This window comes from Paraburkholderia atlantica (assembly GCF_009362785.1).
Lineage (GTDB): Bacteria > Pseudomonadota > Gammaproteobacteria > Burkholderiales > Burkholderiaceae > Paraburkholderia > Paraburkholderia atlantica.
The window spans coordinates 25,143-50,110 of record NZ_WHNQ01000001.1; the positions used below are offsets into that span (position 1 = coordinate 25,143).

A 24,968-nucleotide genomic window follows, 5' to 3' on the forward strand; every position below is an offset into this window, starting at 1 on the left:
ACGCCTACCGGCGGGCAGCGTGGAACGACGCGCGGGAACGGCCAGGCTTAGATCGGCGGCAGGAGTGGCCGCGCCGACGGGCGAACGTGAGCAACGAGCACGAGCGGCCGGCAGCCTTTCACCTGACGGCTTGGGATCGGGACACGACACGCGAGGCGCAACCCGCGAGGCGCCCGACATCGCAACGACAATTGCACTATGCGTGCGCCCCGCTGGCGCGCGCGACGGAGAAAAGTATGGCGGGTCATTCGAAATGGGCCAATATCAAGCATAAGAAAGCAGCGGCCGATGCCAAGCGTGGCAAGGTCTGGACGCGGCTCATCAAGGAAATCCAGGTTGCGGCCCGTCTGGGCGGCGGCGAAATCGACTCGAACCCGCGTCTGCGGCTCGCGGTCGACAAGGCGTACGACGCCAACATGCCGAAAGACAACATCAACCGCGCAATCCAGCGTGGTGTCGGCGGCGCGGACGGCGCGAACTACGAGGAAATCCGCTACGAAGGCTACGGCATCGGCGGCGCGGCGGTGATCGTCGACACGATGACCGACAACCGCACCCGCACGGTCGCGGAAGTGCGTCACGCGTTTTCGAAGAACGGCGGCAATATGGGCACGGACGGCTCGGTGTCGTTCATGTTCGATCACGTCGGCCAGTTCCTGTTCGCGCCCGGCACCGCCGAAGACGCGCTGATGGAAGCCGCTCTCGAAGCGGGCGCCGACGACGTCGTGACGAACGAGGACGGCAGTATCGAAGTGCTGTGCCCGCCGAACGATTTTTCGAAGGTGAAGACAGCGCTCGAAACGGCGGGCTTCAAGGCCGAACTGGCGGAAGTCACGATGAAGCCGCAGACCGAAGTCGAATTCACCGGCGACGACGCCGTGAAAATGCAGAAGCTGCTCGACGCGCTGGAAAATCTGGACGACGTGCAGGAAGTCTATACAAACGCGTCGATCGCCGGCGAGTGATGGCGCGCCGGGCTTTCGCATCGTTTGCCCTTGCTGTTGATGGTTTATTGCACGGCCGAGCACAGCGCTCGGCCGTTTATGGTTTTTAAGTCTCGGGGATTCACATGAAGTTACTCGTCGTCGGTTCCGGCGGTCGCGAACATGCGCTGGCATGGAAGCTCGCGCAATCGCCGCGGGTCCAGCTCGTCTACGTCGCGCCCGGCAACGGCGGCACTGCTCAGGATGAGCGCCTGCTCAACGTCGACATCACCGAGCCGGCCGCGCTCGCTGATTTCGTCGAAAAAGAACAGATCGCGTTCACGCTGGTCGGGCCGGAAGCGCCGCTCGCGGCGGGCATCGTCAACCTGTTCCGCTCGCGCGGTCTGAAGATCTTCGGACCGACTAAAGAAGCCGCTCAGCTCGAAAGCTCGAAAGATTTCGCCAAGGCGTTCATGAAGCGTCACGGCATCCCGACCGCCGAGTACGAAACCTTCGCCGACGTCGCCGCCGCGCACGCGTATCTGGACGCCAAGGGCGCGCCGATCGTGATCAAGGCCGACGGCCTCGCCGCCGGCAAGGGCGTGGTGGTCGCGCAAACGCTGGAAGAAGCGCACGCCGCGGTCGACATGATGCTGTCGGACAACAAGCTCGGCGACGCCGGCGCGCGCGTCGTGATCGAGGAGTTCCTCGCCGGCGAGGAAGCGAGCTTCATCGTGATGGTCGACGGCAAGCACGTGCTCGCGCTCGCGTCGAGCCAGGATCACAAGCGTCTGCTCGACGGCGACCAGGGCCCGAACACGGGCGGCATGGGCGCCTATTCGCCCGCGCCGATCGTCACGCCGCAGCTGCATGCGCGGGTGATGCGCGAAATCATCCTGCCGACCGTGCGCGGCATGGAGAAGGAAGGCATCCGCTACACCGGCTTCCTGTACGCGGGCCTGATGATCGACGCGCAAGGCAACCCGAAGACGCTCGAATTCAACTGCCGGATGGGCGACCCCGAAACGCAGCCGATCATGGCGCGTCTGAAGGGCGACTATTCGAAGGTGGTCGAACACGCGATCGCCGGCACGCTCGACACCGTCGAGCTCGAATGGGATCGCCGAACCGCGCTTGGCGTCGTGCTCGCCGCGCACAACTATCCGGACACGCCGAGGAAGGGCGACCGCATCAACGGCATTCCCGCCGAAACCGCGGATTCGGTCACGTTCCACGCCGGCACCACGCTGACGGACGGCAAGCTGATCACCTCGGGCGGGCGGGTGCTGTGCGTCGTCGGTCTGGCGGATTCGGTGCGCACCGCGCAGGCGGCCGCCTATCACACGATCAACCAGATCGCGTTCGACGGCATGCAGTATCGCCGCGACATTGGCTATCGCGCGCTCAATCGCAAGCACGACGGCAAATAAGCGGTGCCGCCGGGCGCCGTGCGAACGGCGCCCACGCGCGACAGCGCGCCGCGGGCGCGCGGCACGACGCGCGCTACACTGCATTTTTCGCGCTCGTCGCGACAGACGGGCACGGAGCCCGCGGATCGACTGAAGCGGCAAGCCGCCTCGCCCATCCGTCCCCGGCGTCCGCGCAATCCGAATGTGCGGCCCGAGCGTCCGGGCAGTCAACCCGGCGCGAACGCGACCTTCGCCCTCTTTCGAAGAACCCGCGGCATGACGAGCGTGCCGCTCTCAGAACCTGCATTCATGAGCAATTCGAGCTACGACGCACAAGCCGTGCGCAGCTGGCTGCAAGGCCTGCAATCGCATATCGCCGACACGCTGGGCGCCTTCGACGGCACCGCATTCGCGACCGACGCGTGGCAGCGCGGGCCCGGCGAGAAGCTGCGCGGCGGCGGCGTCACGCGGATTCTCGAAGGCGGCCAGTTCTTCGAGCGCGCCGGCATCGGCTTCTCGGACGTCGCCGGCGACGCGCTGCCGGGTTCGGCGAGCGCCGCGCGGCCGCAACTGGCCGGGCGCGGTTTCGAGGCGATGGGCGTGTCGCTCGTGCTGCATCCGCACAACCCGCACTGCCCGACTGTGCACATGAACGTGCGCCTGCTCATTGCGACCAGGGAAGGCGAAGAGCCGGTGTTCTGGTTCGGCGGCGGCATGGATCTGACGCCCTACTACGGCTACGAAGAGGACGCGCGGCATTTCCATCAGGTGTGCCACGACGCGCTCGCGCCGTATGGCGCGGACCTGTACCCGAGCTTCAAGCGCTGGTGCGACGAATATTTCTTCCTGAAGCACCGCAACGAGGCGCGCGGCATCGGCGGGATTTTCTTCGACGATTTCTCGGCGCCGGGCTTCGAGCAATCGTTCGCGATGCTCAAAAGCGTCGGCGAAGGCTTTCTCAAGGCGTACCTGCCGATCATCGAGCGGCGCCGCAACACCCCGTACGGCGAAGCCGAACGCGCGTTCCAGGCCTACCGGCGCGGCCGCTACGTCGAGTTCAATCTGGTCTTCGACCGTGGCACACTATTTGGGCTGCAGAGCGGCGGACGCACCGAATCGATCCTGATGTCGATGCCGCCCGTGGCGAACTGGCGCTACAACTGGCACCCCGAGCCGGGCACGCCGGAAGCTCGCTTGTACAGCGATTTCCTCGTGCCGCGCGAGTGGGTGTGACGCGCTACCCGTGTCGCTTACGGTCACGACAAAGGATCCTCACCTGAAGCCGAACGCTCACCCTGTCGCGCTGCCCCACCGAATCGGTCTTCTGGGCGGCACTTTCGATCCGATCCACGACGGCCACCTTGCGCTCGCGCGGCGGTTCGCCGACGTGCTGCGGCTGACCGAACTGGTGCTGCTGCCGGCCGGCCAGCCCTGGCAGAAAGCCGACGTATCGCCCGCCGAACATCGACTCGCGATGACGCGCGCGGCGGCCGCGTCGCTCGCGATCCCCGGCGTGACGGTGCGCGTCGCGACCGACGAAATCGAGCACGAAGGCGCGACCTACACGGTCGATACGCTGCAACGCTGGCGCGAGCGCGAAGGCGACGACGCCTCGATCACACTGCTGATCGGCGCGGATCAACTGGTGCATCTCGACACGTGGCGCGACTGGCGGCGCCTGTTCGAGCTCGCGCACATCGGCGCGGCCACGCGGCCCGGCTTCGACCTCGCGTCGGTCGCCCCCGCGGTGGCCAGGGAAATCGCCGCGCGCCGCGCCAAAGCCGAGGTGCTGCAGGCCACGCGCTGCGGCCATCTGCTGATCGACACGACGCTCGCGTTCAACGTTTCGGCCACCGACATTCGCGCGCATCTGCGCGAGCAGGTCAACCAGCGGCTGGCCCACGCGGGTACGAGTGACGCAACCCAAAATCAGGCCACGAGTCACGTCCCCGCCGCGGTGTGGGACTATATTCTTCAACATCATCTGTACCACCGGTAACTCCATGGATATTCGCAAACTGCAGCGCGTAATCGTCGACGCTCTCGAAGACGTCAAGGCGCAAGACATCAAAGTGTTCAACACCAGCCACCTGACCTCGCTGTTCGATCGCGTGATCGTCGCGAGCGGCACGTCGAACCGGCAAACCAAAGCGCTCGCCTCCAGCGTGCGCGAAGGCGTGAAGGAAGCCGGCGGCGAGATCGTCAGCACCGAGGGCGAGGACATCGGCGAATGGGTGCTGGTCGATTGCGGCGACGCGATCGTCCACATCCTGCAGCCGGCGCTGCGCCAGTACTACAACCTCGAGGAAATCTGGGGCGACAAGCCGGTGCGTATCAAGCTGTCGACGCCGAGTCCGTTCGGCGGCGCGCGCGCAAGCGAGCCCGACGACGAGGAAGACGAGGAAGCGCCGGCCGCGAAGCCCGCGCGCAAGACCACGGCACGCCGCAAGTAAGCGGGGCGGGTCAGGCGCACCGCTACTTCCTTCGCAATGAAACTGCATATCCTCGCCGTCGGCCACAAGATGCCGGACTGGATCGCGACCGGCTTCGACGAATACGCGAAACGCATGCCGCCCGAGCTGCGCATCGAGCTGCGCGAGATCAAACCGGAGCAGCGCTCGTCGGGCCGTTCGGCCGAAAGCGTGATGGCCGCCGAGCGGCAGAAGATCGAAGCCGCGTTGCCGAAGAACGCACGCATCGTTGCGCTCGACGAACGTGGCAAGGACTGGACCACGATGCAACTCGCGGGCGCGTTGCCGGGCTGGCAGCAGGACGGCCGCGACGTGGCCTTTCTGATCGGCGGCGCGGACGGTCTCGATCCCGAGCTGAAGGCACGCGCCGATATGATGCTGCGCGTGTCGAGCCTCACGCTGCCGCACGCGATGGTGCGCGTGCTGCTGGCCGAACAGCTGTACCGTGCGTGGACCATCACGCAAAATCACCCGTATCATCGCGCGTGAGTGCCGGAGCCAGTGCGGCGTCGTCTGGCGATCGATCGTTGTCGATGACAGGCCACGGGTGCTCCGCTCCCTACGCTTAAGCGTATTGCAACCACTTCATGCGATGATGCGCCCGACGCGCGGTGCATCGTTGCCGTGAATGGATGCCGTGCGTCGATCGCGTCGCCGAATCAAACTGGCCCAGCCCACTCTTCCACGCCCACCCGCGCTCACCGCCTCCACGCCATCCGTTTCCCGCTCCATCGAGACCCGTTCATGCCCACGCCCACCGCTTCGCTGCATCCGTTCGTCTACCTAGCCTCGCAAAGCCCGCGCCGCCAGGAGCTGCTGCAACAGCTCGGCGTGCGTTTCGAATTGCTGCTGCCGCGCCCCGATGAAGACGCCGAAGCGCTCGAAGCCGAACGGGCCGGCGAACACGCGCGCGACTACGTGCGGCGCGTATGCATCGCGAAGGCGCATGCGGCGCGCGCGCGGCTCGTGGCGGGTGGTCACGCGGTGCGGCCGATCCTCGTCGCCGACACCACCGTCACGATCGACGACGCGATTCTCGGCAAGCCCATCGACGCCGACGATGCGGTCGCGATGCTCACACGCCTCGCGGGCCGCACGCACGAAGTGCTGACCGCGCTCGCCGTGATCGATGCCGACGGCACGCTGCTGCCCGCGGCGTTGTCGGTGTCGAAGGTGCGTTTTGCTGCAGTGCACGCAGACGCGTTGCGTCGCTACGCGGCGAGCGGCGAGCCGCTCGGCAAGGCAGGTGCGTATGGCGTGCAGGGACGCGCGGCGGAGTTTATCGAGCATATAGACGGGTCCTATTCGGGTATCATGGGTTTGCCGCTTTTTGAAACCGCTGCCCTCCTGCGTGCAGCGCGCATCGACTTCTAGAACAACACCATGAATGAAGAAATCCTGATCAATGTCACGCCGCAGGAAACGCGCGTCGCGCTCGTTCAACAGGGCGCCGTCCAGGAACTTCATGTCGAACGAACGCTGTCGCGCGGGCGCGTCGGCAATGTCTATCTCGGCAAGGTCGTGCGCGTGCTGCCGGGCATGCAATCGGCGTTCATCGACATCGGCCTCGAACGCGCGGCCTTCCTTCACGTTGCCGACATCTGGCATCCGCGTATTGCCGGCGAAGCGCAACACCAGGCACCGCATCAGCCGATCGAAAAAATCGTCTTCGAAGGTCAGACGCTGATGGTGCAGGTCGTCAAGGACCCGATCGGCACGAAGGGCGCGCGGCTGTCCACGCAAGTGAGCATCGCCGGGCGCACGCTCGTTTATCTGCCGCAGGAACCGCACATCGGCATTTCGCAGAAGATCGAAAGCGAGGCCGAACGCGAGGCCGTGCGCGCGCGCCTTACCGCCGTGCTGCCCGCCGACGAGAAAGGCGGCTACATCGTGCGCACGATCGCCGAAGATGCGACGAGCGAAGAACTTGCCGCCGACGTCGCGTATCTGCGCAAGACGTGGGCGACGATTCTGTCGCAGGCGCAGCGCATGCCGCCGACCAGCCTGCTCTACCAGGATCTGAATCTCGCGCAGCGTGTGCTGCGCGATTTCGTCAACGATGAAACGTCGCGCATCCAGGTCGATTCGCGCGAGACGCATCAGATGCTCGCCGATTTCGCGGCCGAGTTCACGCCGGCGGTATCGTCGAAGCTGCATCACTACACCGGCGAGCGGCCGCTATTCGATCTGTACAACATCGAGGCCGAGATTCAGCGCGCGCTGTCGCGTCGCGTGGACCTGAAGTCCGGCGGCTACCTCGTGATCGACCAGACCGAGGCGATGACGACGATCGATGTGAACACCGGCGGTTACGTCGGCGCGCGCAACTTCGACGACACGATCTTCAAGACCAACCTCGAGGCCGCGCATACGATCGCGCGGCAACTGCGGCTGCGCAACCTGGGCGGCGTGATCATCATCGATTTCATCGATATGGAGAACGCCGAGCATCGCGACCAGGTGCTGGGCGAATTGAAGAAGGCGTTGTCGCGCGATCGCACGCGGGTGACCGTCAATGGCTTCTCGCAGCTCGGGCTCGTCGAGATGACGCGCAAGCGTACGCGTGAGTCGCTCGCGCATGTGCTGTGCGAACCGTGCCCGGTTTGCCAGGGCAAGGGGCAAGTGAAGACTGCGCGCACCGTTTGCTATGACGTGTTGCGCGAGATTCTGCGCGAGTCACGACAGTTCAATCCGCGCGAGTTTCGCGTGATCGCTTCGCAGCAGGTGATCGATCTGTTTCTCGAGGAAGAGTCGCAGCATCTGGCGATGCTGATCGATTTCATCGGCAAGCCGGTATCGTTGCAGGTGGAGTCGAATTTGAGTCAGGAGCAGTACGATATTGTGCTGATGTAGGTATTGCCCGAATCGGGCGGATCATTAATACCGCGCAGAGCATCAATCGCGACCGGGCCGCCCATTGCGTCGGGCGGCTCGTCATTGTCACCACCACCGGAGAGAAAATCGAAAGGTGGTCTGGGCGCAATGCCTGGACCACCTTTTTTGATTTTGTTGTCGTATCGATGGTCATTCGGATCGAGGTGGGCATGGTCGGGCCTCGTCGCTGCTCGTGTTGCCACGATATTCGTGGCGCGTGTAAAGCTTGCAGCTTCGGTTGGCCCCAGCTTTGAAGTCAATCGCCATCGGTCTGCAACCCCATCAACATACGTCACCCGCCAGATCGATTTGAAGCGGGTATACGTAGCAGAAGGCTGGAGACAGCGCGATAGAACAAAAACAATCGATGACATTCTTGTTTGCTGGTCGACCGCGCGGAACCAATAAAGCATCGCCATGCGCGCGTCGAAGCGCCCGGGAGTCCAGACAGATTCGGCATGAGCCGGCCAGCCGCTGATGGAAGAAGACCTTGGCGATTGAGTGCGGAAATGCCTGCTGCAACGAGTCGAACGTATAAACTCAGCGCAACTTCCAGAGGGAGACATCTGATGCAGCTTCTCGATCACGTATCGATCGGCGTTCCCGACATCGAGGCAGCCCGCCCTTTCTACGACGCCATCATGACAGCTCTCGGCGCGAGCAAAGTCTTCGATCGCCCCACCGCCTTAGGCTACGGCGAGCGTTGCACGATCGACGACACCTCATCGACCTATCTGGCCGTGTATCTCGATCCAAATGAAATAACAGAAAGCAAACGTCACTGGTGCTTCAAAGCGCCGTCCCGCGCGCACGTCGATGCATTCTTCAAAGCGGGACTCTCGGGTGGCGGCAAATCCGACGGCCAACCTGGCTCGAGGCCCCACTATCACCCCGCCTACTACGCGGCATTTCTGATCGACCCGGCCGGCAATCGCGTCGAGGCCGTATGCCATACCGCGAAACCCTAACCTCTCCAGGCCTAAGCCGCTACCTCACACCCCGCCTGCTCCAACACGGCCTGCGCCCGGTCATGCAGATCACCGCCAGCCAACGACGCATCCGGCGACCTGACCCACGCGGCGATCCTTAACGTCGCGCCGCCATCCGCCGGATAATCGGCAACCGACACCACCGGTGCAAGTGTCGAACCGCTCAGCACACGCGGCTCGTCGGCCACGAGTTTCTGCAGTTGCCCGATCGCCGCATCCACGTCCTTGCGCTGCGCGAGTTCAACGTCGACCTCGATGCGCTGCGTGCCGCCGCAACTGTAGTTGATCACCGGATTGCTCCAGATCTGGCTATTCGGCACGAACACGATGTTGCCGTCGCCGCGTTCGATCCGCGTAGTGAACAGCCCCACCTCGCGCACGATGCCAGCCGCCGCGCCGCTGCCCTCGATCACGTCGCCGACGCGAAACGGTCGCAGCAACAGCAGCATCATGCCGGCCGCGATGTTCTGCAGCGTACCTTGCAGCGCGAGGCCGATCGCAAGGCCAGCCGCGCCGAGCACGGCCAATACGCTCGCAGTCGCGATGCCGACTTCACCGAGCGCCGCGATGAAGGCGAGCACGCGCACGGCCCACGTGCCCATCGCGGCGAGCATCGGCGCGAGGGTCGGGTCCGCATGCGTGCGTTCGAGCGCCCTCGCGAACATCGCGCCGACGCGGTTCGACAACCACCAGCCGACCACGAGGATCAGCACGGCAATCGCGATATGAACGACGTCGTGCGTCAGCGTGACCAGCAGTGACGGCTGAAGATGAAAGAAACGGTAGAGGGAGTCGTTCATCGTCGGCTTGATTCGCTTGATCGATACCGATGCAGAGCGAGCACGACGCGTTCCTGTCCATCCGTCGCAAGATGCGGTACGCGACTTGCTAACCGCACGTCGATCTCGACGGCATCATGGAGATGCGCTCGTGCGTCTCAAAGATTGAGATGAACAGTCCGCGCTTCAGTACTGCGCGTCGCGCCAGGCGCGCTTCGCGAACTACACGCCGCGCGGCAGCGCTGCTTCGATGAACACCGCGCACAACGCTTCCATGCCCTTCGCGTCGTCCTCGTCGAAGCGCGCGACGACGGGGCTATCGACGTCCCACACGCCGATCAGCGTACCGTCGGGCGCGACGAGCGGCACGACGATTTCCGACTGTGACGCCGAATCGCACGCGATATGACCGGGAAACTCGTGCACGTCGCGCACGACCTGGGTCTGACGGGTTTGCGCGGCCGTACCGCAGACGCCCTTGCCGAGCGCAATGCGCACGCACGCGGGCTTGCCCTGGAACGGGCCGACCACCAGTTCGCGGCCGTCATGAAAGTAAAAGCCGGCCCAGTTCAGATCGCTCAGCGAATGAAAGACGAACGACGCAAAGTTCGCGGCGTTGGCGATCCAGTCCGTTTCGCCGGCCAGGAGCGCGCGCGCCTGCGCAACCAGTTCTTCATATTGCGCGGCTTTCGGCAGATGCGAGGTGGAGGAAACTTCGAACATGACGGTGTCCGTGATCAGAGCGGGATGATAAACGGCAAAGTTTAAAGCAAGCGCAATCCCCGCGCGCGGATGTCGACCGCGGTGACGCGCGCCGCTCGTCTACGGTCGCGCCCCTTCCGTTCTCAATTTGCCCTTTTTAGTTTCTATCTTAATATTATAAATAACTCATTTCGCATTATTTTAACTCGAACTGATTTTCGCGAGTTCTATTTTGTTATATTACCCACCCCATTCGATCGGCCTTTTTAAGATAATCGATGCCAAATGCAAATTCAGATAAATCCATGAGTGAAGCAGGCTATAGCGCCCTTCGTATAAATGAAGGCGTCGTTATGCGCTACTACAACGATGCACCAAAGAATGGTAATTGCACCTGGGGCATCGGCGCATTAGCCCACTTCGGTCCGTGTACGGCGGAAGAACTAGCGCGAACGGTTGTTCCCGAAGAGGCAAACACTATCATGCGAAATCGGGTTCGTGAGGCAGAGGCAGCAGTTAAAACCGTGGTCACGCAGTACGAATTGACTCAGGCACAGTTCGATGCTGCCTTGTCTTTTGCTTATAACTCGTCACGCCAGAACACACGTGACGCGCCAGGTCCCGCAAACACCGGAGACATGACAGCCGTTGCAGAAAAAATGATGCTCAATGTGATGATTACCCCGCGAGATCGCAATGACCGAAAGATCGGTCCTGCGAAGAAAAGCCGGGGACTAACGAGCCGCCGCCAACGAGAATCCGCGCCTTTCCGGCAGACCGCGCAATGACAGGCCACAAGATTTCTGCATATGTGGCTCTCACACTGACCGCCTCGGCGAGCGTGTGCGCGGCACAAACATCGCACGCGACGATTAATGACTTCATCGGCAATTGGGTCGTGACCGATGTAGTCGACTACGCCGATATCTCTGGTGGCATCCCCGAAGCAAAACGGATTCTCGGCATGACGATGACAATTACGCCGCAATCCATGAGTTTCGACAGTGAAACCTGCAAGCCGAACACAGGTTTTACCGTCAAACGAATCGACACGCTTTCGGCGTTGAAGAATCAGTTCGGGCTTCGCGTGAATGCAACCGGATTGCCCGCTACAACCGTTGTCGTGGATAGCGACAATTGTTTTGCGGTTTTCCGGATGGACGCTCACAGGATTGTGTTTGGATGGGACGGCATCATCGTTCGCGCGCTACGGGATCGGTGAGAGTTCGCTGAGTACCCGTCCCAGAGCAAGGGGCCTGCTACTGATCGACCCCGATGATCACGCTCGACGCCTTGAAAATCGCCGTCGCCGTCTTGCCGCTCGCGAGACCCAGACGCTCGACACTGTCGTTCGTGATGATCGCCGCGATCTGTGCGCCGCCTGCACTGATCGTCACTTCCGAATTGACCGCGCCCTTGGTCACGGCCGCAACGGTCCCTTCGATGCAGTTGCGCGCCGACACCTGGTGCTTCGCGACATCGACCATCACGATCACCGACGATGCCTTCACGAGAGCAAACGCCTGCTTGCCAGCCGCGAGCCCGAGCGATTTCGCACTGCCGTGCGTGATGATCGCGACGATCTCGAGACCGTCCGACGTGCGCAGCGTGACTTCGTCGTTGACGGCACCGTGCGTGACATCGGTGATTTCGCCGCTGAACTGATTGCGTGCGCTGGTTTTCATCGCGTGCTCCCTGTCGATTGAAGCGCGTGGCAACGCGCCGGTGGACGGACAAAGCGAGTGTAGCGGATGCCGCGCGCGCCGCCACTGAACATCCGATGCGCCGCGGATATTGCCTACACCGTATCATCGTGGCCTTGCACCTCATACGCCGAATCTTTATGTCAGTCGCCGTTCTCTCCCGTCGTGCCTGCCGCACCGCCATGCTATGCGCCGTCGTCACGACGCTCGTCGCGTGCGGCACACCAACGCCGCCGCATGGCACGCACGCGTTCGCCGACAACGTCACGCTGTTTCCGCTCGCCCATTACGACCAGAACGTCGATCACTGGCTCGATCCGAACAGCCCCGACTACGACCGGCCGTTTCTCAGCGCGGCTGAGCAGCGCGCACATTTCGACGCGCTGTTCGCGCGCTACTTCGGCACCGGCGAGAATGCGCCGTCGCCATGGAATCCCACGTGGATCACGACGCGCGTGTTTCGCGAACAGGGAGAGGACATTGCCGCACTGCAACAGCGGCGCATCGACAAGTTCGACAACGCCGGCAAACATGGCAGCGTCATCGGTTACGGCGAAAACTTCCGGCCGCACGACAAGGCGTGGATCGACGCGATCGCGCGCAACATCGACGTCGCGCAGTTCACGCAAGCGCCGGGGTATCAGCCCGAGCGGCGCGCGATCGCGACCGGCAACCTGATGGTGCGCGAGCTGCCGACCACCGATCCGTCGTTCTACGACCGTCAGCTGGCCGGCGAAGGCTATCCGTTCGACAACCTGCAGATCTCGGCGGTGCGGCCGGGTACGCCGCTCTATGTGCTCGGCAGCAGCGTCGACGGCGCATGGCATTACGTGCAGACGCCCGACGTGCAGGGCTGGGTGCGCAGCGACGGCGTCGCGTTTGCCGACGATCGTTTCATCGATCGATGGCGCGCGGCGGCCGGCAACTCGCTGGGGGCGGTGATCGTCGCGTCGGCGGCGGTCAGCGACAGCCGCGGCGTATTCCGCTTCAACGCACCGGCCGGAACGATGCTGCCGCTGGTGACGGGTGCCTCGGCATCGCCAGCGGCGACCACCGCCAACGCAGCCGCGCTCCAGCTCCTCGTTCCCGCGCGCGACGTCGACGGCCGCGCTCTGATCCGCACCGCGTCGCTCGAGGCCACGCAGATCACGCCGATGCCGCTCACCGCGACGCCACGCCATCTCGCGATGCTAATGAAGGCGCTGATCGGCCGGCCGTACGGCTGGGGCAACAGCGGCCTCTACAACGACTGTTCGTCGGAACTGCAAAGCATCTTCGCCGCGTTCGGCGTGTGGCTGCCGCGCCATTCGTCGACGCAGATGAGCGCCGGCCGCATCATCGATCTGTCGGACTCGACGCCTGCCGAGCGGCTCGACTATCTGGCGCGGCATGGGGTGCCGCTGCGCACGCTGATCTACATCGGCGGCCACGTGATGCTGTACCTCGGCAACGCGACGCGCAACGGCGCCACGGTCCCCGTCGTCTATCAGGACGTGTGGGGCCTGCGTCCGGCCGACAACAGCCGGCGCGCGGTGATCGGCGGCTCGGTGATCCTGCCGCTCGACGAGCGCATCCCCGAAGATGCGACGCTGCAGTCGCTCGCCGCGACGCGCACGTTCCAGATCAGCATCCTCGGCGCACCGGGCGGCAGCGCGGCGCCGTCGTCCGCGCCGCCAGCGGACGAGGACAATCCGGCGGGGTGAATGGCGAGGGCGACTCACCCTCGCAAGGGCCCAAAATATTTTTCTCGGGGTGTCGATCCAGCGGTCACAAACTCGTCGTAACGTTGAAGACCCAGCTCACGCAGCCGGTCTTTCCACTGAGGAACCGTTACTTCAAGGAGTCACCGTCATGTCCAGCGCCGCAGTCAAACCGATCCCGGAAGGGATGCACTCGCTCACGCCGTACCTGATCTGCAAGAACGCCGCCGAAGCGATCGCGTTCTACACGAAAGCCTTCAACGCCGTCGAACAGGTCCGTCTGCCGGGCCCCGACGGCAAGGTGATGCACGCGACCCTGAAAATCGGCGACTCGATGCTGATGCTGACCGACGAATGGCCCGAGCACCAAACCTTCGGCCCGAACACGCTGAAGGGCACGCCGGTCACGATTCATCACTACGTACCGGACGTCGACGCGAGTTTCAAACAGGCGGTCGACGCAGGCGCGACCGTCACGATGCCCGTCACTGACATGTTCTGGGGCGACCGCTACGGCCAGGTGAAGGACCCGTTCGGCCACAGCTGGTCGCTCGCGACGCACAAGCGCGACCTGAGCACCGACGAAATCCAGAAGGCGATGGCCGCGATGGATTGTTCGTCCCAGGAGAAGAAGTGAGCTGAAGGTGGGCGTCGGGCGAACGCACGCCCGGCCCCGCCGACACCCGTCCCGAAGGAGCAACGTCATGCAGAAAATCGCGCCGTGCCTGTGGTTCGACGGCAATGCGGAAGAAGCCGCGGCGTTCTACACGTCGGTGTTTTCGGCTTCGCGAATCGCCACTACGCTGCACTCCACGGACGCCGGCCCCGGACCGGCGGGCGAGGTCGTCGCCATCACCTTCGAAATCGAAGGCCAGGAGTTCATGGTGCTCAACGGTGGCCCGCAATATAAATTCACGCCGGCCATCTCGCTGATGGTTCACTGCGACTCGCAGGAAGAACTCGACCGCTACTGGTCGAAGCTGCTCGACGGCGGCGAGCCGGTGGCCTGCGGCTGGCTGCGGGACCGCTTCGGCGTGTCGTGGCAGATCACGCCGAACGTGCTGCTGCAGATGCTGCGCGACCCGGATCGCGCAAAGGCAAGCCGCGTGATGGCGCAGATGATGAAGATGGTCAAGCTCGATATCGCGCCGCTGGAACAGGCGTATCGCGGCGAGTAGCACGGTGTCAGGCGCGGGGCGCCCCGCCTCGCCTCACGCGATCTTTTGATAGGATCGGTCTCGACCCAACTCGGCGAGACAACCACGGTGCGCGTCAACCATCAGGCGTTTTTCTGCTCGCTGTTCATCGCGCGTCTCGCCGATCAGATCCTGCTTTTTCTGGTGCCGCTCGTCGTGTATCAAACGACGCGCCAGGTCTCGTGGTCGGGCCTCGCGTTCTTCATCGAAACGCTGCCGCGCTACCTCGTGTTCCCATTCTTTGGCGCGCTCTGCGACCGCTTCCCGCCGCTGCGTCTGATGCGGCTGAGCCAGGCAGCGCGCGCGCTCGCGTGCTTCGGCGGGATCGCCGCATATGCGCTGTTCGGCGGCATCGGCTGGCTGATCGCGCTGTCGGCCGCGTGCGGGGTAATGACGAGCCAGGGGCTCGTCGCGCGCGAGGTGATGCTGCCGCAGATCTTCAGCACGCAGCAGATTCAGAAGGTGCTCGCGTACTCGCAACTGGCCGATCAGCTCGGCTTCGTGCTCGGACCGATGCTCGCCGCGCTGCTGCTCGGTGTGTGGCGTTGGGAATCGGTGGTCGCCGCGACCGGCGTGTTGTTTCTGTGCGCCGACGCGGCGCTGTTCGTCTGGCAGCGACTCAGCGGTTTTCGCGCGCCCTCGTCCGGGTCCGCTCAATCGCTCGCGCGCGCCGCTCACTGGAGCACGCCGCTGCGCATCGCGCTCAAGCACGTGTGGACGCTGCCGGGCCTGAAGAAGCTCATCATGCTCGCGGCCGCGGAGAACCTCGTCATCGGCGTCACGCTCGCGACATCGGCGGCGATGGTGACGGGCTTGCATGCGCAATCCAACCGCTACTACGCAGCTTTGCAAACGGCCGGCGCGATCGCCACGGTGCTGGTGCTGCTGACGGTGGCGCGCGCCGGTTGGCCCGCGCGCGTGCTCGGTCTCGTCGCGTTCGTGACGATCTGCGTGGGTGGCGTGATCGCGGGCGCGAGCGCGTCGCCGTGGGGCTATGCGCTCGGCTTTCTGCTGATCGTCGGCTTCGACAAGATGTTCAACGTCTACATTCGCAGCGCCCGTTTGCAGATCATTCCGCCCGAGGACTACGGCAAGACGATCGGCGTCGCGATTTTGCTGAACAATCTGACGCAGCCGCTCGCCGGCCTGCTGGTCGGCGTGTTCTCCGCTCGTACGCAAACGGGCCCACTGATCGTCGCGATGTCGCTGACGATGGGCGGCATTGGCGCCGCGGTATCGATCGGCTCGGCGCTGTTGCGCCGCAAGCGCGCGTGGGCGCTCGAAGACTGACAGCGCTTCGACGGCGGGACGAGACGCGCAAAGTTACCCACAGTTTTTGTTGGCAAATCTGTGCATAACTTCCCTGAAAAAAGCCGCAAGCCTTTGATACGGCTGTCGTTTTTTCCTCTGCATCGAAGGTGCGGCAGCGCACGGAGTTTTACCTGGGTTCATGCGCGAACGGAAAGTCGTGATGCACGACAGGTTCAAACGCAACCGGGAACTCGCCTGCACCCAGGCCGGCGATGATCCGCGTGACCCAGCGAATAGTTTCAGCTTCACACCCCGGTCAGCTAAACCCGCCACACTTTAATTCATGACGAAAAAGCTGCGTTCCCTTGCGGCGCAATTAGCCGTATTTCAGGTCAATCATTCATGAAAAAGTGAAATCACATGCATAGCCTGGTTTTTTTGTATCGATGACAGTGTGTCTGCCCGACCCGAAATGACCGGGTGTGCACGCGAAATTCCTATGTGAACTCAGATTCACATTCAACCGCAAATAGCCAATTCAAGAGACATAAATTGTTAAATACGATTTGCTAAATTCAATTGGTAAATCACATCTGTCAATTGCGTTCAGAATGCAGCACATTTAATCAAAATGCTTCGCGAGTCGGATACGGAAAGCGCCGGCAGCAGGCGAGGCGATGTGGACGCGCGGCCTGCTCTATGCGAACGACATGCGTATCGCGGACCTCGTCGACGAACTCGCGCGCTATCACGCCGGCGTTGCGCTGTGCCGCCGACGTCGCCGATCTGCGCGTGTCGGGCATTTATCAGCTCACCGATACCGACGCGACGCTCGCGCTGCTGCAGCGGACCTACCCGATCCGTCTGCGTTCGATCACGCCTTACTGGCCCCTCGTCGAAGCGATCGACAGCGCGAGAATCTGACGCTCAAGCCGCCACGGCCTGCGGCAACGCGAACCCTTGCTCGCCCTGCTCGCCGCCCAGCGCATCGATCAGATCGCGCAGCATGCGGTCGAGTTCGGCCGTCATCAGCGCGACGTCGGAATTGAAGCGTTCGTCGTCGTTCTGCGCGGTCGGGTCGCTCGCTTCCTTGAGCACGTCGAGCGGCGCGATGCGCTTGATCGTCAGCGACGGCGTCAGCACGAACGACACGCGATCGTTCCACGTCATCGCAAGCCGCATGCATTGCTTGCCCGCCTCGATGTGACGGCGCATATCTTCGGCGTCCAGCGCGTGTCCGACATAGCGCACCGTCGCGTTGCCCTCGGCGGGCGAACGCAGCTCGGTGTCCTGATCGAGCGTGAAACCCGCCGGCGCGTCGCCGTCGAGCAGCCAGCCGGTCATTGCCGCGACCGGCGACTGCGCGACGCGCACCGTCATCAGCGGCAACTGGTCGATCGACTTGACGAGCAGACCGCGCACATCGTCGGCGACCGCCTGCGACGCCGCGTCGATCACGAGCCAGCCGTTCGTGCAATCGATCCACACGCGCGTATCGCGGCGGATGCTGAACGCGCGCGGCCGCAACTCGTCGGTGACCTGCTCCTTCAGGTCGCGCATCTGTTTGCGGCCCGGCTTGAAGCCCTGCTGTTCCTCGAGCTCGGCCGCGCGCTCGCGCGTGATCTGAGTGACCACCGACGCGGGCAGCAGCTTCTTCTCGGCACGGAACGTCAGCAACATCTGACCATTCATGGCGTAGACGAGCGAGTCGCCGTCGCGCGGCGGCGCCCAGCCTTGGGCCTGCATCTCGACGCTCTGGCCGGGCGCGAACGCGTACGGCGCGAGCCACTTCTGCATCTGTTCAGGGGTAACGGACCACGGAGCGGGCAGACGGTGCAGCTGAAGGTTTTTGAACCACATGAGCGAAGTCGGATTTAGGCAAAGCGCAGCATTTTATCCGACGAGAACCAGCCGGGGCGTTCTGGCCGACGCGATCCTGGACAAAGCTATTTTCAAAAATAAAGCGAAAATCCTTCCAGCTACAGGCCAATTATCAAACGTCATCGATGTCAGCAGAATGCGCTTCATCAACTGACTTCGGAGGAGCGCAACATGAGCAACACAACGATTTCCCATCTTGTCCGTCAGGCTCTCGTCGCTGTCAGTCTGGCTGGGGCGCTCGGCGCACACGCCGCGGATTCCGCGGCAAGCGCGAACGACGCCACGTTGCCCACGCCGCACCATCTCGCACTCGACCGTACCTCCGCGCAAAGCGCCGCGGTCGTGCTCGCCGCGCGCCGCTACGCTGGTTTCTGGAACACCGGTGACGAAGCGTACGCGCGGCTCGCGCTGTCGCCCGAGTTCATCGACCGGACGCTGCCGGACGGCCGCCCGCAAGGCCCGAACGGTCCGCTGCAGGCGTCGAAGGGATTTCGCGCGGCCGTGCCCGACCTGCACGCGGACATCGACGATCTCGTCGTGGCCGGCGACCGCGCGTCGGTGCATCTGCACTTTCGTGGCCACTTCACGGGCGAGTTTCAGAACCGGAAGGGCAACGGCCAGGCCGTCGATTTCCAGGCGTTCGATCTGTATCGCGTGCGGGACGGCCGGATCGTCGAAAACTGGCACCTCGAGGACAATCTGACGGTGCTGAAACAGCTCGGCGCGATCCAACCGTAGGCGCAGCCGTCATGGTTTTGCCGTAGCCGCGTGTCCGCGCGTTTTGGCGGCAAATCACCTAGACTTTTGGACAGGACAGACCCAGACGGAGGCGGTCATGGCCGACCAAACCGCAAGTTGGCAGACGGTGCAATACGAGGGCTTCGAGATACACGTATCACCTGTTCCGAAGGACCCGCCCGACCCGGCGCATGCCGCCGACGCGGCCGCGCAAAACAGCCGCTACACGTATCTCGGCTACGTCTGCCATCCGGGCGCCAATCCCCAGCTTCCCGGCCATGCGGTGCCATTTCACGCGGATGGCGAGGAGAGCTTCGCGAGCGTCGACGACGCGCTCTACGAAGCGGTGCACGTGGGACGCAGCATCGTCGACGGCACGCATCCGGATTTGACGGTGCTGCCGCTCGTGACGGGCGGCGTTTGATACCCGCAGCGCGGCGAGCAGCCGTTTTCGGCTCGACGCCGGTCAGCCCAACGCGCGCTTGATGCGCGACTTCAGCAGCGCACGACGCAGCCGGCCGCTGCGCTCCGGCTCGCTGACCGCGAGCGCGCCGTCGATGGCAGTGCCGCGGCGCAGGTAATAGCGGTCGAACGTCGCCTGCGTCATCCCCCACTTGTTGAGGAACTGGCGGCGCCCGTCGTTCTTCACGATCTTGCCGGTGCTCTTCTGCTGGAAGTGATAGACGAGACTGTCGCCGACGCCGACGAACACGCGGCAGCCCGCGTCCCACAGCTTCATCGAGAAATCGTTGTCGCTGCTCATGCCGGGGCTCAGCTCGCTGCTGTAGCCGCCCACCTTGAACCACCAGTCGCGATGCACGAGCGTCGGCGGCCACGTCGCGCCGCGCCAGTCGGCACGCACGAGGCTGGGCGCGGCAGCGACCAGTTCGTCGGCGCGAAACACCTGCGCATCGCGTCCGAAGTCGCGCACGACCACGCACGGATTGCCCGAATCGACCGGCTCGATCATCGTGCCCGACAGCATGAACAGCCCGTCGGCCGGCATCTGCGCGAGACGCTTGACGAGCGCTTCATCCCAGCCGGGACAGCAGTACATGTCGTCGTTCATGTAGACGATGTAGTCCTGCGTCGCGCGCGCCGCCGCGATATTGACCGCGTGGCAGATGCCGATATTGCCGGGCGACGCCGTGTGCTCGATGCCCTCGTCGCGCACCCACGCGAGCGTGCCGTCCGAGCCGTCGTTGACGTGGACGATGATCTGGTGCGGATACGTCGAATGACGGCGCAGGCTTTTGATCACGAGGCGCAGATAAGGCAGGTTGTTCCAGGTCGGGATGATGATTGAGAACATCGAGTCGGTCCGTTGAGCTGGGCGCGGGGCGCGGCATGCGCCGCGCGCCGGCCATGAATGTCGCGCGATTGTACCGCCCCCCGCCTGCGCGCACGACACGCGCCGCCCGCCGCCGCCACGCCGCGTACCGCGGGCCGACGGAACCTTACCGCGTGCGGCAGCAAGCATTTCGCAAGGAAGCGCATGGTTATAATCCGGATCGCTCTACCGTCTTGAAAACCTCAAATGGTCCGGCGTCCCCTGCAATTTCACCACCGGAACGGTAGTGTGCTCATCGATAACTTAGACCTATGATTTTTGCTTCCAGTCTGGTCTGGCTCACGTCGGCTCTGCTGTTTCTCGCGCCCGCGGTCAATCTGATGTGGCGCGGCGGCACCGGCTACTGCTTTTTCGCACTCGTCGCGCTCGCGCTCGGCGCAGCCATCGTCAACCGGCGCATGCCGGGCTATTTCTCCGCGTTGCGAACCTATCGCTGGTACACGATCGGCATGCTCGCGTTCGTCGTCGGGATCGGCGCGCAGCAGCTGGCGCTCGGCTACTGGCTGCCACGCGAATTCGACTCGGTCGCCCGCTTCGTGTTCGCGCTGCTGGTGTTCCTGCTGCTGCGCCAATTGCCGTCGCGCAATCTGCGCATGATCGGCTGGGGCTGCGCCGCCGGCGCGCTCGCAGTCGGCGCATGGGCGATCCTCAATCCGCCGCCCGGCGGCTGGACCGACGCGAACCGCCTGAACAACTCGTACACGAACGCGATTCCGTTCGGCGATACCGCGCTGCTGCTCGCGTTCCTGTCCGTGTTCACGCTCGGCTGGGACAATCCGCGCGACTGGCGCGTGCTCGTGCCGCGCGTGCTCGCGCTGGTGTCGGGCGGCTATGCGTCGTTTCTGTCGGGCTCGCGCGGCGGCTGGCTCGCGGTGCCGGTGTTCGTCGTGCTACTCGGTATGCAGTACCACTGGTTCACGCGGAAAAAGCGACTGCTGGTCGCGACGCTCGTGATCGTGATCGGCGCGGGCGGGGTGTTGTCGACCGAACGGGTTCAGAAGCGCTTCGCCGAAGTGCCGAACGATGTATCGATGATGCACAAGGGCGAAGACTTCACGGCCACCGGTCTGCGCCTGCAACTGTGGAACGCGTCGCGGATGATCGTCGAGCGGCATCCGGTGTGGGGCGTCGGCAAGGGCCATCTGGTCAACGAGCTCGGCGCGATGGCCAAGCGCGGCGAGGTGAAGGCCGAGATCGTCAACGAACGCGCGCATAGCGACTTCTTCTCGACGCTCGCCGAGATGGGCGCGGTCGGCGTGATTTGTCTGCTGCTGTTCTACTACGGCATGACGGTGTATTTCTGGCGACACCGGCATGCGAGCGACCCGGCGATTCGCGCCGCGTCGTATTCGGGTCTCGCGGTCGCGTCGAGCACGGTGATCTTCGGGCTCACGATCGACGTGCTCGTGCCGGTCATGGTGACGGTGCTGCTCGCGCTGCTGGTCGCGACGCTGCTGGCGATGATCGATGCACGCAAGCGCGAGTTGCGAAGCGAAACGCGGGCCGACCCGACGCCCGCCGCAGTCGTGCGCGAGACGCAGCCGCGCGATTGATTTTAATTCGACGAGAAGTGGCGGCCCGAGCACAAAGCGCCGCCCTCATCCTCGCGTGAACACTTCGTAAAGCGCCGCGACGTGCGCGTCGACGCTCGGGTCGTACACGAGGCTGTCGCGCGGTGCCGCGATGCGCGCGGCGCCGCTCTTCACGCGTTCGACCGCCTGCCCGATCGCGCGCTCGAAACTGCCCTCGGACTGCCGCGAAAACCCGATCTTCGCGGCGCCGGTGACGGTCTCCGCCGAGCCGACGTTGTCGGCGATCACGAGCGGCGTGCCGCACATCACCGACTCGACACCGACGAGCCCGAACGGCTCGTACGCCGACGCAACGACCGTGAAATCGGCGGCCGCGAACAACTTTTCGATCTCTTTGCTGTAACCCGCGTAACGAATCGTGTCGCCGGTTTTCGGCACCGGGCGGCCCGCGACGACGAGGCAGACCGGCAGCGTCGTGCGCGAGAAAAACGCTTCGAGCAACGGATAGCCCTTGCGCTCGTGACTCGTCGACGAGAACACGAACATCACGCGATCGTCGGGCACCCCGAGCTGGCGGCGCACGGCCGCGCGCGCGGCGGCGTCGAGCGGCCTGAAGCGTTCGGTATCGACGGGCGGATAGAGCACGTCGATGCGCTCGGCCGGGACGTCATAGAAACGCTGCAACTCGCGGCTCATCAATTGCGAATGCGCGACGATCGCGCGCGCCCGCGTATAGACGCGCCGCTCGAGCTCGATCTGCCATTCGTCGCTGCGGCGCGCGGTGCGGCCCGCGGCTTCGAGCGAACCCGGATGCGTGCCGCCGCACAACGCGACGTCGGCATGCGTCGAGTGATTGATCGAGAACACGCACGCCGGACGATGCCGCTTCAAACGCTGCTTCAGACGCCAGTCGAACGCGAGGTTGCGAAGCTTGCGCGGCGCCCAGCGCACGTTGAGCGGCTGCGCATCGATCCACGCGGCCTCGGGGAGCGCCTGGTCGATCTCGCGCGCGAATAGCGTCGGGCGCAGACCAAGCCGATGCAGGCCGGCGATCACGTCGCGCGTGTAGCGCTCGGCGCCGCCGCTGTTCTTCAGCGCCTGGGCGGTCAGTGCGATGTCGGTGAGGGGCCGGCGGTTCGGGTCGAGGGTCGGCTCTGACAAGGATCGGTCTCGGTGAGGCGCACGCGCGGACGAGTCCGTGGGTGCGCAGTTTCGGGGCAGCGGCAATTGTAAAGGATGGCTTTCGACGGGTTCAGCTCGGGGGTTCGGGATTGCCGTGTGCGTCGCGCGGCGCGGCCGTCAGCGGCTAGAATCTAGGCCAATCGCCTTCGCCCCGACTCCATGACCGATAGCCTGCCGCACCTCGCAAGCCCTGCAACGGCCGACACCACCCGCCCTCTCGTCTCGATGCTCGTGATCGCCTACAACCAGGCAGAGCAGATCGGCGACGCTGTGCGCAGCGCGCTCGCGCAAACCTACGAACCGCTCGAAATCATCGTCTCCGACGACGCGTCCAGCGACGCCACCTACGCCGCAATCGAAGCGGCGCTCGCCGGCTACAGCGGGCCGCATCGCGTGATCGCGCGGCGCAATACCGTGAACCAGGGCATCAGCGCGCACCTGTCGCAACTCGCGCAGCTCGCACAGGGAGAGTTGCTGTTCGTCGCCGCCGGCGACGACATGTCGGCGCCTGAGCGCTGCGAGCGCGTCGTCGACTGCTGGCTCGCGCACGGGCGCCGCCCCGACCTGATCGCGACGGATCTCGCCGACATGGACGAATCGGGTCACGTGCACGAGCGCGTGAGCCCGACCGAGCTAGACCGCTATCACAGCTTCGACGACTGGCTCGTCGAGCGTCCGTGGCTGATCGGCGCCGCGCATACGTGGTCGCGACGCCTGATCGAGCGCTTCGGACCGATGCTGCCGGGCGCGGCGGCCGAGGACCAGATCATGGTGCTGCGTGCGATCCTGTCGGGCGGCGCGATCAGTCTGCGCGAGCCGCTGGTGCGCTACCGGCGCGGCGGGCTGTCGCGCAAGCGCCGCTACCAGTCGGTCGACGAACTGGTCGCGCGGATGCGGCAGAGCAATCGCTACGGACTCGCGGAACTCGCGCAATTGCAACGCGACGCTCAGATCGCCGGTGTCGGCGAACGCATGCGCGCAGCGATGGCGCCGAAGCTCGCGCGCGAGCAGTTCATTCACGCGATGTTCGAAGCGCGCACCCTCGGCGAACGCATCGGCCTCGTGACGCGCAGCGCCGGCGTGAAGCTCGGGCTGCGGATTCGGATGTTTCTGTATGCGAGTTGCCCCGTGGTCTATGCACCGGGCATCTGGCTCAAGCGAGTCGTGCGGCGCACCAAGGCCTGAGAACGACGGTATGGTCTGACAGCGCTTTGCGACTCGACGGGAGGCGGCTCACGAAAGTCGGCGCGACTCGCCCCGCCTCTGCCGCAAGCGTCGAGTGAGACTCGGCCGTCGCACCTCGACGCCGAAGCTCGGCACACTCGCGCGCAAGCGCCGCAGCATCTTCACCGAGCGCACGAAGGTCTCGCCGGTGTGGCTGATCATCACGAACTCGAGCGCGCCGCGCCAGCTCGCGACACCACGCGAAAACGCATACATGTCATGGCGCGCATCGACGGGCAGCTCGGCGCCGAAGCGGCGCGCGAACACCCGCACCTGATCCGCGATGGCCTCGATCTGCCGCCGCCGGCTCGCGCCGCGCCGCCGTGCCGCGTCGGCGCCGCATTCATCACGCACCGCGCGCTCGTTGGTCGCGCTCGCGCCGACCGCGTTGCCGTCATGCTGCCGATACTTCAGATGCGGCGCCGCGACGTGACGAATCTCGCCGAACGACGCGACCACCATCGCGAGCCACCAGTCGTGCATCACGATGCCGGGCGGGAACGGCAGCGCGCGTTCGAGCGCCGCGCGATTGACGAGCATCGCGCAGCCGGGCACATGGTTGCTGAGCAGAAAATCGCGCAAGCGCGTCGCGCAGCGCGACTTCGCGGTGATATCGAACAGCGAGCGCGACAGGCGGCACAGCGTCGAGTCGACGAGCTCGATGTCGCAGAACGCGAGCGCCGGCGTCGCGGCACCGTCGCCCGCGCTTTCCGCGCGCCGCACCTCCCGCATCAGGTCGGCGACTTTCTCGGGCGCCCAGACGTCGTCCTGGTCGGCAAGCGCGATGTAGTCGCCGCGGCAGCCGGCGAGCGCGCGCTCGAAATTGCCGACGATGCCGGCCCGCGTGCCATCGCCGACGAGCCGCACCGGCACGCGTCCCGTATAGGACGCGAGCAGTTCGCGGGTGCCGTCGCGGGAGGCGTCGTCGGATACCACGACTTCGAGATGCGGCCAGCTCTGCGCTTCGAGCGAAGCCAGCAGCTCGGGCAGATAGGTGCGGCCGTTGTACGTCGCGAGCGCGATGGAGACGAGCGGCTTGCTCGGATCGTCGTCAAACATGGGC

The 24,968-nt window shown here is 64.5% G+C and carries 29 protein-coding genes; 21 read left to right on the top strand and 8 right to left on the bottom strand.

What is annotated here, in order from left to right; genetic code table 11:
- The first annotated feature begins 236 nt into the window (after window positions 1–236).
- The 8 genes from GCT19_RS00125 to rng all read left to right on the top strand — a co-directional run bounded on the left by GCT19_RS00125 (window position 237) and on the right by rng (window position 7,656).
- On the top strand, window positions 237–965 hold the full coding sequence (locus GCT19_RS00125) for a YebC/PmpR family DNA-binding transcriptional regulator (protein WP_013088894.1): 729 nt from the start codon (window positions 237–239) through the stop codon (window positions 963–965).
- A 104-nt stretch (window positions 966–1,069) separates the two neighbouring features.
- The gene (gene purD, locus GCT19_RS00130; protein WP_152850721.1) at window positions 1,070–2,353 is read left to right on the top strand and encodes a phosphoribosylamine--glycine ligase; all 1,284 of its coding nucleotides are present in this window, start codon (window positions 1,070–1,072) and stop codon (window positions 2,351–2,353) included.
- Window positions 2,354–2,641: 288 nt separating this feature from the next.
- On the top strand, window positions 2,642–3,565 hold the full coding sequence (hemF, locus tag GCT19_RS00135) for an oxygen-dependent coproporphyrinogen oxidase (RefSeq protein ID WP_026227933.1): 924 nt from the start codon (window positions 2,642–2,644) through the stop codon (window positions 3,563–3,565).
- Between the two features lie 10 nt (window positions 3,566–3,575).
- Window positions 3,576–4,331: a nicotinate-nucleotide adenylyltransferase gene (locus GCT19_RS00140; RefSeq protein ID WP_176135232.1), complete on the top strand. Its 756-nt coding sequence runs from the start codon at window positions 3,576–3,578 to the stop codon at window positions 4,329–4,331.
- Window positions 4,332–4,335: 4 nt separating this feature from the next.
- The gene (gene rsfS, locus GCT19_RS00145; RefSeq protein ID WP_013088890.1) at window positions 4,336–4,785 is read left to right on the top strand and encodes a ribosome silencing factor; all 450 of its coding nucleotides are present in this window, start codon (window positions 4,336–4,338) and stop codon (window positions 4,783–4,785) included.
- Window positions 4,786–4,821: 36 nt separating this feature from the next.
- Entirely contained in the window at window positions 4,822–5,292 is a 471-nt protein-coding gene (gene rlmH, locus GCT19_RS00150; RefSeq protein WP_008919684.1) for a 23S rRNA (pseudouridine(1915)-N(3))-methyltransferase RlmH, read from the top strand.
- A 255-nt stretch (window positions 5,293–5,547) separates the two neighbouring features.
- Window positions 5,548–6,177, top strand: coding sequence for a Maf family protein (locus GCT19_RS00155; RefSeq protein WP_152850722.1), 630 nt, complete (start codon window positions 5,548–5,550; stop codon window positions 6,175–6,177).
- A gap of 9 nt (window positions 6,178–6,186) precedes the next feature.
- Window positions 6,187–7,656, top strand: a complete 1,470-nt coding sequence (gene rng / locus GCT19_RS00160; protein WP_018431548.1) for a ribonuclease G — start codon at window positions 6,187–6,189, stop codon at window positions 7,654–7,656.
- On the opposite strand, the gene GCT19_RS00165 is transcribed toward rng, so the two are convergent.
- Window positions 7,626–8,096, bottom strand: coding sequence for a hypothetical protein (locus GCT19_RS00165; protein WP_152850723.1), 471 nt, complete (start codon window positions 8,094–8,096; stop codon window positions 7,626–7,628). The genes rng and GCT19_RS00165 overlap by 31 nt on opposite strands.
- A 150-nt stretch (window positions 8,097–8,246) precedes the next feature.
- Between GCT19_RS00165 and GCT19_RS00170 the strand changes: the two genes are divergently transcribed.
- Window positions 8,247–8,645, top strand: a complete 399-nt coding sequence (locus GCT19_RS00170) for a VOC family protein (protein WP_152850724.1) — start codon at window positions 8,247–8,249, stop codon at window positions 8,643–8,645.
- 11 nt (window positions 8,646–8,656) lie between these two features.
- Here GCT19_RS00170 and GCT19_RS00175 read toward each other — a convergent pair whose 3' ends face one another.
- Both GCT19_RS00175 and GCT19_RS00180 read right to left on the bottom strand, forming a co-directional pair.
- Window positions 8,657–9,466 (bottom strand): mechanosensitive ion channel family protein, encoded by an 810-nt coding sequence (locus tag GCT19_RS00175; protein ID WP_018431550.1) that lies wholly within the window; start codon window positions 9,464–9,466, stop codon window positions 8,657–8,659.
- Between the two features lie 201 nt (window positions 9,467–9,667).
- Entirely contained in the window at window positions 9,668–10,168 is a 501-nt protein-coding gene (locus tag GCT19_RS00180; protein WP_152850725.1) for a GAF domain-containing protein, read from the bottom strand.
- A 257-nt stretch (window positions 10,169–10,425) separates the two neighbouring features.
- Here GCT19_RS00180 and GCT19_RS00185 point away from each other — a divergent pair, with 257 nt between their 5' ends.
- Together GCT19_RS00185 and GCT19_RS00190 are read left to right on the top strand one after the other, a co-directional pair.
- On the top strand, window positions 10,426–10,935 hold the full coding sequence (locus tag GCT19_RS00185) for a lysozyme (protein ID WP_084598206.1): 510 nt from the start codon (window positions 10,426–10,428) through the stop codon (window positions 10,933–10,935).
- On the top strand, window positions 10,932–11,369 hold the full coding sequence (locus GCT19_RS00190; protein ID WP_152850726.1) for a hypothetical protein: 438 nt from the start codon (window positions 10,932–10,934) through the stop codon (window positions 11,367–11,369). The genes GCT19_RS00185 and GCT19_RS00190 overlap by 4 nt, the downstream gene beginning before the upstream one ends.
- A gap of 37 nt (window positions 11,370–11,406) precedes the next feature.
- On the opposite strand, the gene GCT19_RS00195 is transcribed toward GCT19_RS00190, so the two are convergent.
- Window positions 11,407–11,832, bottom strand: a complete 426-nt coding sequence (locus tag GCT19_RS00195; RefSeq protein ID WP_018431553.1) for a TOBE domain-containing protein — start codon at window positions 11,830–11,832, stop codon at window positions 11,407–11,409.
- 158 nt (window positions 11,833–11,990) lie between these two features.
- Between GCT19_RS00195 and GCT19_RS00200 the strand changes: the two genes are divergently transcribed.
- The 5 genes from GCT19_RS00200 to GCT19_RS00220 all read left to right on the top strand — a co-directional run bounded on the left by GCT19_RS00200 (window position 11,991) and on the right by GCT19_RS00220 (window position 16,921).
- Window positions 11,991–13,553, top strand: a complete 1,563-nt coding sequence (locus GCT19_RS00200) for an SH3 domain-containing C40 family peptidase (protein ID WP_227749151.1) — start codon at window positions 11,991–11,993, stop codon at window positions 13,551–13,553.
- Between the two features lie 148 nt (window positions 13,554–13,701).
- The gene (locus GCT19_RS00205; RefSeq protein WP_013088879.1) at window positions 13,702–14,187 is read left to right on the top strand and encodes a VOC family protein; all 486 of its coding nucleotides are present in this window, start codon (window positions 13,702–13,704) and stop codon (window positions 14,185–14,187) included.
- Window positions 14,188–14,254: 67 nt separating this feature from the next.
- A complete protein-coding gene (locus GCT19_RS00210; protein ID WP_152850727.1) occupies window positions 14,255–14,728 on the top strand; it encodes a VOC family protein in 474 nt (157 codons plus the stop codon).
- A gap of 87 nt (window positions 14,729–14,815) precedes the next feature.
- The gene (locus GCT19_RS00215) at window positions 14,816–16,036 is read left to right on the top strand and encodes an MFS transporter (RefSeq protein WP_321576724.1); all 1,221 of its coding nucleotides are present in this window, start codon (window positions 14,816–14,818) and stop codon (window positions 16,034–16,036) included.
- Between the two features lie 660 nt (window positions 16,037–16,696).
- Window positions 16,697–16,921, top strand: a complete 225-nt coding sequence (locus GCT19_RS00220) for a hypothetical protein (protein ID WP_227749152.1) — start codon at window positions 16,697–16,699, stop codon at window positions 16,919–16,921.
- A gap of 3 nt (window positions 16,922–16,924) precedes the next feature.
- Here GCT19_RS00220 and GCT19_RS00225 read toward each other — a convergent pair whose 3' ends face one another.
- Window positions 16,925–17,857 (bottom strand): recombination-associated protein RdgC, encoded by a 933-nt coding sequence (locus GCT19_RS00225; RefSeq protein ID WP_152850729.1) that lies wholly within the window; start codon window positions 17,855–17,857, stop codon window positions 16,925–16,927.
- Here GCT19_RS00225 and GCT19_RS42525 point away from each other — a divergent pair.
- From GCT19_RS42525 to GCT19_RS00235, 3 genes are all read left to right on the top strand, one after another.
- Window positions 17,856–18,032 carry a hypothetical protein gene (locus GCT19_RS42525; RefSeq protein WP_184131240.1) on the top strand — a complete coding sequence of 59 codons (177 nt, stop codon included), beginning with the start codon at window positions 17,856–17,858 and terminating at the stop codon, window positions 18,030–18,032. The two genes, GCT19_RS00225 and GCT19_RS42525, sit on opposite strands and share 2 nt — an antisense overlap.
- Window positions 18,033–18,049: 17 nt before the next feature.
- Window positions 18,050–18,616, top strand: coding sequence for an ester cyclase (locus GCT19_RS00230; RefSeq protein WP_152850730.1), 567 nt, complete (start codon window positions 18,050–18,052; stop codon window positions 18,614–18,616).
- 97 nt (window positions 18,617–18,713) lie between these two features.
- On the top strand, window positions 18,714–19,040 hold the full coding sequence (locus GCT19_RS00235; RefSeq protein ID WP_013088873.1) for a hypothetical protein: 327 nt from the start codon (window positions 18,714–18,716) through the stop codon (window positions 19,038–19,040).
- Between the two features lie 42 nt (window positions 19,041–19,082).
- On the opposite strand, the gene GCT19_RS00240 is transcribed toward GCT19_RS00235, so the two are convergent.
- Window positions 19,083–19,928 carry a glycosyltransferase family 2 protein gene (locus GCT19_RS00240; protein ID WP_018431559.1) on the bottom strand — a complete coding sequence of 282 codons (846 nt, stop codon included), beginning with the start codon at window positions 19,926–19,928 and terminating at the stop codon, window positions 19,083–19,085.
- Between the two features lie 290 nt (window positions 19,929–20,218).
- On the opposite strand from GCT19_RS00240, the gene GCT19_RS00245 reads away from it, so the two are divergent.
- Complete coding sequence (locus GCT19_RS00245) at window positions 20,219–21,520, top strand: O-antigen ligase family protein (RefSeq protein WP_152850731.1); 1,302 nt, start codon at window positions 20,219–20,221, stop codon at window positions 21,518–21,520.
- Window positions 21,521–21,565: 45 nt separating this feature from the next.
- Here GCT19_RS00245 and GCT19_RS00250 read toward each other — a convergent pair whose 3' ends face one another.
- Complete coding sequence (locus GCT19_RS00250; RefSeq protein ID WP_152850732.1) at window positions 21,566–22,660, bottom strand: glycosyltransferase family 4 protein; 1,095 nt, start codon at window positions 22,658–22,660, stop codon at window positions 21,566–21,568.
- A 180-nt stretch (window positions 22,661–22,840) separates the two neighbouring features.
- On the opposite strand from GCT19_RS00250, the gene GCT19_RS00255 reads away from it, so the two are divergent.
- Complete coding sequence (locus GCT19_RS00255; RefSeq protein WP_152850733.1) at window positions 22,841–23,866, top strand: glycosyltransferase family 2 protein; 1,026 nt, start codon at window positions 22,841–22,843, stop codon at window positions 23,864–23,866.
- Window positions 23,867–23,914: 48 nt separating this feature from the next.
- On the opposite strand, the gene GCT19_RS00260 is transcribed toward GCT19_RS00255, so the two are convergent.
- Window positions 23,915–24,964 (bottom strand): glycosyltransferase family 2 protein, encoded by a 1,050-nt coding sequence (locus tag GCT19_RS00260; RefSeq protein WP_152850734.1) that lies wholly within the window; start codon window positions 24,962–24,964, stop codon window positions 23,915–23,917.
- Window positions 24,965–24,968: the final 4 nt, after the last annotated feature.